Origin of the sequence: Arcicella sp. LKC2W (genome assembly GCF_034931005.1) — a bacterium.
Classification (GTDB): Bacteria; Bacteroidota; Bacteroidia; order Cytophagales; family Spirosomataceae; genus Arcicella.
In genome coordinates this window covers 166,404-173,621 of sequence record NZ_JAYGIN010000019.1, presented here as the reverse complement: position 1 = coordinate 173,621, position 7,218 = coordinate 166,404, and the positions used below count along the sequence as shown (strand labels likewise).

Here is a 7,218-nt window from a genome sequence, read left to right as displayed (position 1 = left end):
GAAAAACCGCCGTCAGGGTCTTCTTCCGTAACCCTGACGGCGGTTTTTCACCCCGTCAGCGGTTAATTTGGGTCAAATTTGCATTTGCATTTTTAAGTACATAATTCCGTTTTATTTTATGGATAGGCACACATAAAGAATACGACAAAATAGATGTTAAGACAGTCGAATATGATGGATAATATTAAAAATGAAAAATATCATCAAATGGCATTGAACAAAGTTCGGGCTTTGATGAAACTAAAACCCTCAAAAGAAAGTGAGGAGGGGCAAGAAATGGAAATGCTTATCACTTTGATAGAAGCATACGAAGAAATTCATGTGCCTATGCAAGCCAGCGACCCCATAGCGTACTTGTTGTATAAGATGGAACAGGATAATTTAAAACAACGTGATTTAATTCCTTTTATTGGTGACAAAACAAAAGTATCAAAGGTAATGAATCGAAAACAAGAACTAAGCGTATCAATGATTAGACGATTGAGCGAAGGGCTAAATATTCCAATTAACTTTTTGATACCGATGGGCGTGTAAAAGCATAGTCTTTTAGATAGCCAATACCATAAACAAAAAAGGCAATTTCCTCTCGGAATTGCCTTTTTTGTTTGATAATCATTATTAATATCCTTGATTTTGTTTTAAATAACCAGGTAAATTAGAAGCACCGTCAATGGCAGTTTGTGGAATAGGGAAAATTCTTTTCAGTTTATCCGTATTCGTTTTTTCTGTCCAAGTACCTTCGTATTTCCCAAAACGAATCATGTCGCTACGTCTTAGCATTTCCCAATAAAATTCAAAACCACGCTCTTTAAATAAAATATCTATTGAAATTGCTTTAAGTGCTGGCGGAGGAGTATTTCTTGAAGCTCTAACAATATTGGCATCAGCTAAAGCACTTGTAGCGTCTCCTTTGCGTAGTTTTGCTTCGGCACGCATTAAGTAAATATCGGCTAAACGTAAAATAACAATGTCTGCTTCTCCAAAATTTCTACCGCTTACCGATTTTTTACTGAATTCATATTTTTCTACTCGGTAGCCCGTAGGATAATTACTACCTGCTGTGGTGTAATCAACTTGTTCTGTGAAAATTACTGGCAAAGTTGACTTATTTCTGGTATCATGGAATAATTTTCCGACCTTAAAGTTTTTGCCATCTGGACATTTCAAGAACACTCCATTTTTTCTGATTAAGCCATATTGTTGACCTCTCAAAATTCCTCTGTTGATATTAAAATCTGCTTCAGCTACACAAGAATCGGCAGGATTTGAATAGATTGATAAATTTTGCTTGTAAAATCTTGGGTCAGTTCCAGCAGGGTCTTTTGGAGCATATTCATTTGTCCAAGTTCTGTAAAAATCAGGTGTAATCGCTGGGCCATCTGTACCGTTTGCATTTGGAAAAGCGGTTAATGGAAACTGGTCGCCCGATAAAGAGAAGTATGCTAAACGGTTATGCCCGTTCAATTCTGCTCTTTGGTCAACGGCAAAAATCAACTCTTTATTATCATGGTTATTTGACCCAAAAATATCGAAATACTCTTTAGATAATTGATATTGACCAGAACTAATAACTTTATCACAATATTCAACTGCTTTATCCATTTCATCATTTTTGAAAGTGAAATTAGCTCCATAAATATCACGATAAACGGCTGCATTTAGATACAAACGAGCCAACAAGCCCCAAACGGCTGGTTTTGATAAACGACCAGGTCCAACGGTATTATCCAAATTAGGTTCAACCGCTAATAATTCATTTTTTACGTATTGAAATGCTTCTTCTCCACGAATAATTTTTGAGGTTTCTCCAATGTCTTCTTTTACCAAAACAATTCCGAATAAATCCAAAGTGAGCATCGAGTAATAGGCACGCATACCTCTTGCTTCTGCTAAATAAGTTTTTGCATTTGGGTCGTTTAACGTCGGTAATGTATTCATAGCGGTAATTGACCTCGAAAGTCCTTGTAGAATAAAATTCCAAGTATTTCTAATATTTGGGTCGGTACTTTGTTGAGTATGTTGGTGCATGGCAATGTAAATACCATTGTCGCCCCAATCTGTACCTCCACGATATGGTAAAATGGCTTCATCCGTTGAAATTTCCTGCAAAGTAAAGTAATTGGTATGCAAGAAAATGTCTGGGAGACGTGCATAAACGGGGGCAATAATTCCGTCTGCTGCTTGTTTGTCAGTAAGCTTTGAAGCTCCTGTTTCGTCCAAAATTTGTTCTTCTAAATTGGTACAACTTTCAATTACTGACATACCCATTAGCATCAGTAATACATATATTTTCTTTTTCATATTTTTTTCAATTAAAATGAAACATTTAAACCAACTATTACAGATTTGGCTTTTGGATAACTTAAATAATCAATACCATACGACGAAATACCGTTGATGGTACGGTCAGTGTTAACTTCTGGGTCGTAACCGTTATAATCAGTAATTACCCATAAATTTTGTCCCGTAACTGATAATCTAAGATTTGATACCCAACGATTAATACCCAAAGCTTTTGTATTGAAATTATACCCTAAAGCCAAGTTGTTTAATCTTAAAAACGCACCATTTTTGAGGTATCTTGTTGACACTGGAGCTGAGTTATTCGTTGATTCATTGGTTGAAGCAATGGCTTCGGGAGTGGTATTAATTCCTTTTGATAATCTCAATTTATAGAAGTTAGAATTGGCAGTGTTATCATAAATTTTATTACCACTAACGCCATTAAAATTGACAGACAAATCAAAGTTTTTGTATCTGATATTTCCAAAAAAGTTATACTGCATGGTCGGTAAAGCACTTCCTGCGGCAATTCTGTCTTTGTCAGTCACTAAACCATCACCGTCAACGTCACGGTAGGTACTCAACCCTTTATCGTCAAAACCTGTAAATTCTTTCAAGAAGAATGTACCAATTGGTTGTCCGCTGATATATCCGTTGATGGTTGCAGAAGTTAAACCCGAACCTGATGCACTACCCGATGGAATTACAGAATACGGCGAATTTTTAACTTCATTACTGATAAAAGTTGTATTTCCGCTAATTTCATAATTCAGTCCATTAGCACTTTTTTTACGGTAACTTAATTCCATTTCTAAGCCTTTGTTGACGATTGTCATATCCTTTACATTTGTCCAATATGTTCCTGCGGGTTGCACAGGGTCAGAAGGAATAACTTCTAACAAAATATCTCCCGAAATTTTATTGAAATAGTCAATCGAACCAGACAATGCACCATCTAACAAGGCAAAGTCAAGACCAATGTTTGTTTGCGTTGAAACTTCCCATTGAATATCTGGATTGGCTAAACGAGTGTAAGTAGTTCCCGCAGGATAAGTTGTTCCAGCAGTAAGTGGATAACTTGTTGAGCCTGATACCACAGAAGTAAATAAGGCTTGGGTGATTTTAGAAGGAATTTCTTGATTACCTGTTTTTCCCCATCCTGCACGTAATTTTAAATCGCTGATGGGTGATGATTTCATAAAATCTTCTTCTGAAACTCTCCAACCTGCTGAGAATGAAGGGAAAATGCCATATTTATTATTTGCTCCAAATTTTGATGAACCATCAGCACGAACTGTTGCCGTTAATAAATATCTATTTTTATACTGATAATTTACTCTTGAAAAGAATGATTGAAGCTCATTTTTTGTAGCAAAACCCGTAGGTCTGTTATTTGCCAACGTTAATTCTTGTCCTAAACTGGGGTTATAAATTGGTTCAATATCAGTAATCGGGAATTTGTTGATACTTGAAGTACGTTCTTGAATGAATAAATTTTGAAATGAATGTCCAACCAAAACAGAATAGCTATGTTCTTTTGTATCACGACTATAAGTCAAATAGTTTTCAATTAAACTATTGCTGTTTTTGGCATAAATACTCTCTAAACGACCATTCTGGAACGGAACTGCATTTGCCAAAGACTGCAAATCACGAGTTGAAGTTGAATAATCTACGGCATAATTTAATTTATAAATCAATCCTTCTATGATTTTCAAAGACGGTGAAATATTACCGATAATGCGATTGGTTGCTGTAACGTCTTTCTCCAATTTTAACGTAATCAATGGATTTACGAAATTTAGATAGCTTGCAGGATTGCCCGCTGCATCATAAGCTGGATAGGTTGGATTTATCGAAATGGCATTTCCTAACATAGCTCCAATTGGAGGACGGTTATTTTCTGTGTAGGTTACATTCAGATTTGCGTCAACATTTAAACGGTCTTCCAAAAACTTTTGATTAACATTAATACGTCCTGTATAACGATTTAGGTCGTTGGCTTTCAAAATACCTTCTTGTTTTTGTAATCCGAAAGAAGCATAATAAGTCAATTTTTCAGCTCCACCTGCCAATGTTAAGTTATGATTTTTGGTGTATGCAGTACGGGTGACTTCTTTTTGCCAATCAGTATTACCTTTTAAGTCTTCCAAAACGCCACCAACTTTCGCAACTTGCTGACGATATTCATCTGCCGTGAAAAGTGGTAACGCTCTTGCTATTGTTGAAACACCAATACTTGTAGAATAACTAACGGTTGAAACTCCCGTTTTTCCTTTTTTAGTCGTAATTAAAATCACACCATTTGCACCACGAGCACCATAAATTGCCGTTGCAGAAGCATCTTTCAAAACATCAATAGTTTCAATATCTTGTGGATTTAAGAATGTCAATGGGTTTGTAGCTCCACCTGTACTTGAATTGTCTAATGCCAAACCGTCCACCACAAATAAAGGTGTACTCCCAGTTCTTACACCACCTGGCCCACGAATGGTAATACTTTGTGAACCACCAGGTTCTCCACTGGCAGAGGTCACATTTACGCCCGCTACTTTACCTTGCAGAAGGTCTTGTGGTGAGTTTATAATACCTTTGTTAAATTCTGAACTTTTTAGGGATTTTACAGAGCCTGTCAAATCAGTTTTTTTAACAGTCCCATAACCAACTACTACAATTTCACCTAAGCTTTTTGTATCTGGATTGAGGGTTATGTTTAAATTTGTTTTATTTCCAACCGTTATTTCTTGTGGTAAATACCCAACGTAAGAAATTGATAAAACTGATTTTGAATTTGGTACTACAATCGTGAAATTGCCATTTTGGTCGGTAGAAGTACCTTTTGAAGTCCCTTTTACGGTAATATTTACACCTGGGAAACCTCCTTTGCTATCGATTGCAGTAACGGTTCCTGAAACCGAAATGTTATCATTTCGACTCTGGGAAAAGGAAATATTTATACTTAGCAAAATGAGTGCTACCCATAAATATTTGAGTGTTTTTAATACGGAATTGTTTGTCATGAAATTTGTGTTTTGTTTGAAATAAGAATATTTTAGGGTTTTATGATTCGGCAAAATTACCTTTGACGTGTAAGCCCAATGTTAACGAATGTTAAACTAATCGTTAGATGGATGTGAACATTTGTATTTTTGGAATAAAAAAAATAATAATTTATGGAACTAATCACTTCTCTTGCTTTGGGTATTGGTCTATCTGCTTGTTGTGGATTCAGAATATTTGTGCCAATGCTCGTGACGAATATCGCAGCTTTGGCAGGGCATTATCATTTTGGAACTGGTTTTGAGTGGATGGGGACAATGACCGCTTTTTATATTTTTGCTTCGGCAACGGTTTTAGAAATCATTGCTTATTATATTCCATGGGTCGATAATTTATTGGACTCAATCGCTACGCCTGCTTCTATCATTGCAGGAACAATTTTGACGACTTCATTCATTGCAGGAGATTTACCACCAACAATGAAATGGGTTTTAGGTTTTTTAGTAGGCGGAGGCAGTGCAGGTATTGTTCAATTAGGTACAACCGTTACTCGACTGACTTCAACGGCTACCACAGCGGGTTTTGGCAATCCTATCATTGCCACAATTGAGAACATTCTTTCTATCGTTTTTTCAATTCTGAGTGTTTTTCTACCGATTTTATTGGCAGTCGGAGCAGTATTATTAGTGATGTTCTTGGGGAAAAAGTTAGTACGGAGATTGTAGGAAAAATTAGACCACAGATTTTATAGATTTGACAGATTTACACGGATAAAATTTCAAAATCTGTGTAAATCCGTTTAATCCGTAAAATCGGCGGTCTATTGTTTCGTTAAATCTTATATTTTTGCAAAATGAATTTACAAGAAATAACCTCACAAGTATCAGCATTGGCTCGTCAGACGGGCGAATTTGTTAGAAAAGCAGCCGCAGAATTTAATCGTGACAGTATTGAATATAAAGGATTAAACGACATGGTTTCGTATGTAGATAAGGAATCTGAAATTCGTTTAGTGGAAGGCTTAAAGAAAATCTTGCCAGAAGCAGGTTTTATTGCCGAAGAAGGAACTGGTGAAAAAACAGATAATCAAGAATTTGCATGGATTATTGACCCTGTTGATGGCACAACCAATTATATGCACGGCGTACCCGTTTTTGCTATCTCGATTGCTTTGCAGCAAAATGATAAGATTATTTCTGGAGTTGTCTATGAAATTAATCGTGACGAATGTTTTGCGGCATGGTTGGGCGGAGGAGCATATTTGAACGAAAGTCCGATAAAAGTATCATCTGCCAAGCATTTAAAAGATAGTTTGATAGCCACAGGTTTTCCATATTATGATTTTGAATTGATGGATAATTATATCAGTATTTTGAAAGAATTGATGCAAAAATCTCACGGTTTACGTCGTTTTGGGGCAGCCGCCGTTGATTTAGCCTATACCGCTTGTGGACGTTTTGAAGGTTTCTTTGAATATAATCTTAAACCTTGGGATGTTGCCGCAGGTACATTAATTGTGCAAGAAGCAGGTGGATTTGTCTCTGATTTTAAAGGTGGTGATGATTTTGTTTTCGGGCGTGAACTAATTGCAGGTTGTGGAATGTTTTCAGAATTAGAGGAGGTCATCACTCGAAATTGGAATCTGTAACCTGATTCTTCAGAATCGGAATAAATCTGTAACCTGATTCTTCAGAATCGGAATAAATCTGTAACCTGATTCTCCAGAATCGGAATAAAATGGAAAATATCATCATTGTTTTAATATTTATTTCAGCTATCGCATATTTAGGAAATATTGTTAGAAAGAATTTTAGTTTTAACGATAAAGCAGGTTGTGCCAAAGGTTGTGGGTCGTGCGGGGCAATTGATTTTGAGAAAATTGCAGCCGAAATGGAAGCCAAGCGATAAAATTTGAATACAAAAAAGCCTTTCAGA

At 36.2% G+C, this 7,218-nt stretch carries 6 protein-coding genes; 4 read left to right on the top strand and 2 right to left on the bottom strand.

What is annotated here, in order from left to right; translation table 11 throughout:
• The first annotated feature begins 153 nt into the window (after positions 1-153).
• A complete protein-coding gene (locus tag VB796_RS16440; RefSeq protein WP_323347658.1) occupies positions 154-534 on the top strand; it encodes a transcriptional regulator in 381 nt (126 codons plus the stop codon).
• An 84-nt stretch (positions 535-618) separates the two neighbouring features.
• On the opposite strand, the gene VB796_RS16435 is transcribed toward VB796_RS16440, so the two are convergent.
• Positions 619-2,301 (bottom strand): RagB/SusD family nutrient uptake outer membrane protein, encoded by a 1,683-nt coding sequence (locus tag VB796_RS16435; protein WP_323347657.1) that lies wholly within the window; start codon positions 2,299-2,301, stop codon positions 619-621.
• A gap of 11 nt (positions 2,302-2,312) precedes the next feature.
• Positions 2,313-5,303 (bottom strand): TonB-dependent receptor, encoded by a 2,991-nt coding sequence (locus tag VB796_RS16430; protein WP_323347656.1) that lies wholly within the window; start codon positions 5,301-5,303, stop codon positions 2,313-2,315.
• A 153-nt stretch (positions 5,304-5,456) separates the two neighbouring features.
• On the opposite strand from VB796_RS16430, the gene VB796_RS16425 reads away from it, so the two are divergent.
• The 3 genes from VB796_RS16425 (at position 5,457) to VB796_RS16415 (ending at position 7,191) form a co-directional block, all read left to right on the top strand.
• The gene (locus tag VB796_RS16425) at positions 5,457-6,008 is read left to right on the top strand and encodes a DUF4126 domain-containing protein (RefSeq protein WP_323347655.1); all 552 of its coding nucleotides are present in this window, start codon (positions 5,457-5,459) and stop codon (positions 6,006-6,008) included.
• Positions 6,009-6,136: 128 nt separating this feature from the next.
• Positions 6,137-6,931 (top strand): inositol monophosphatase family protein, encoded by a 795-nt coding sequence (locus VB796_RS16420; protein WP_323347654.1) that lies wholly within the window; start codon positions 6,137-6,139, stop codon positions 6,929-6,931.
• A gap of 89 nt (positions 6,932-7,020) precedes the next feature.
• Positions 7,021-7,191, top strand: coding sequence for a FeoB-associated Cys-rich membrane protein (locus VB796_RS16415; protein ID WP_323347653.1), 171 nt, complete (start codon positions 7,021-7,023; stop codon positions 7,189-7,191).
• Positions 7,192-7,218: the final 27 nt, after the last annotated feature.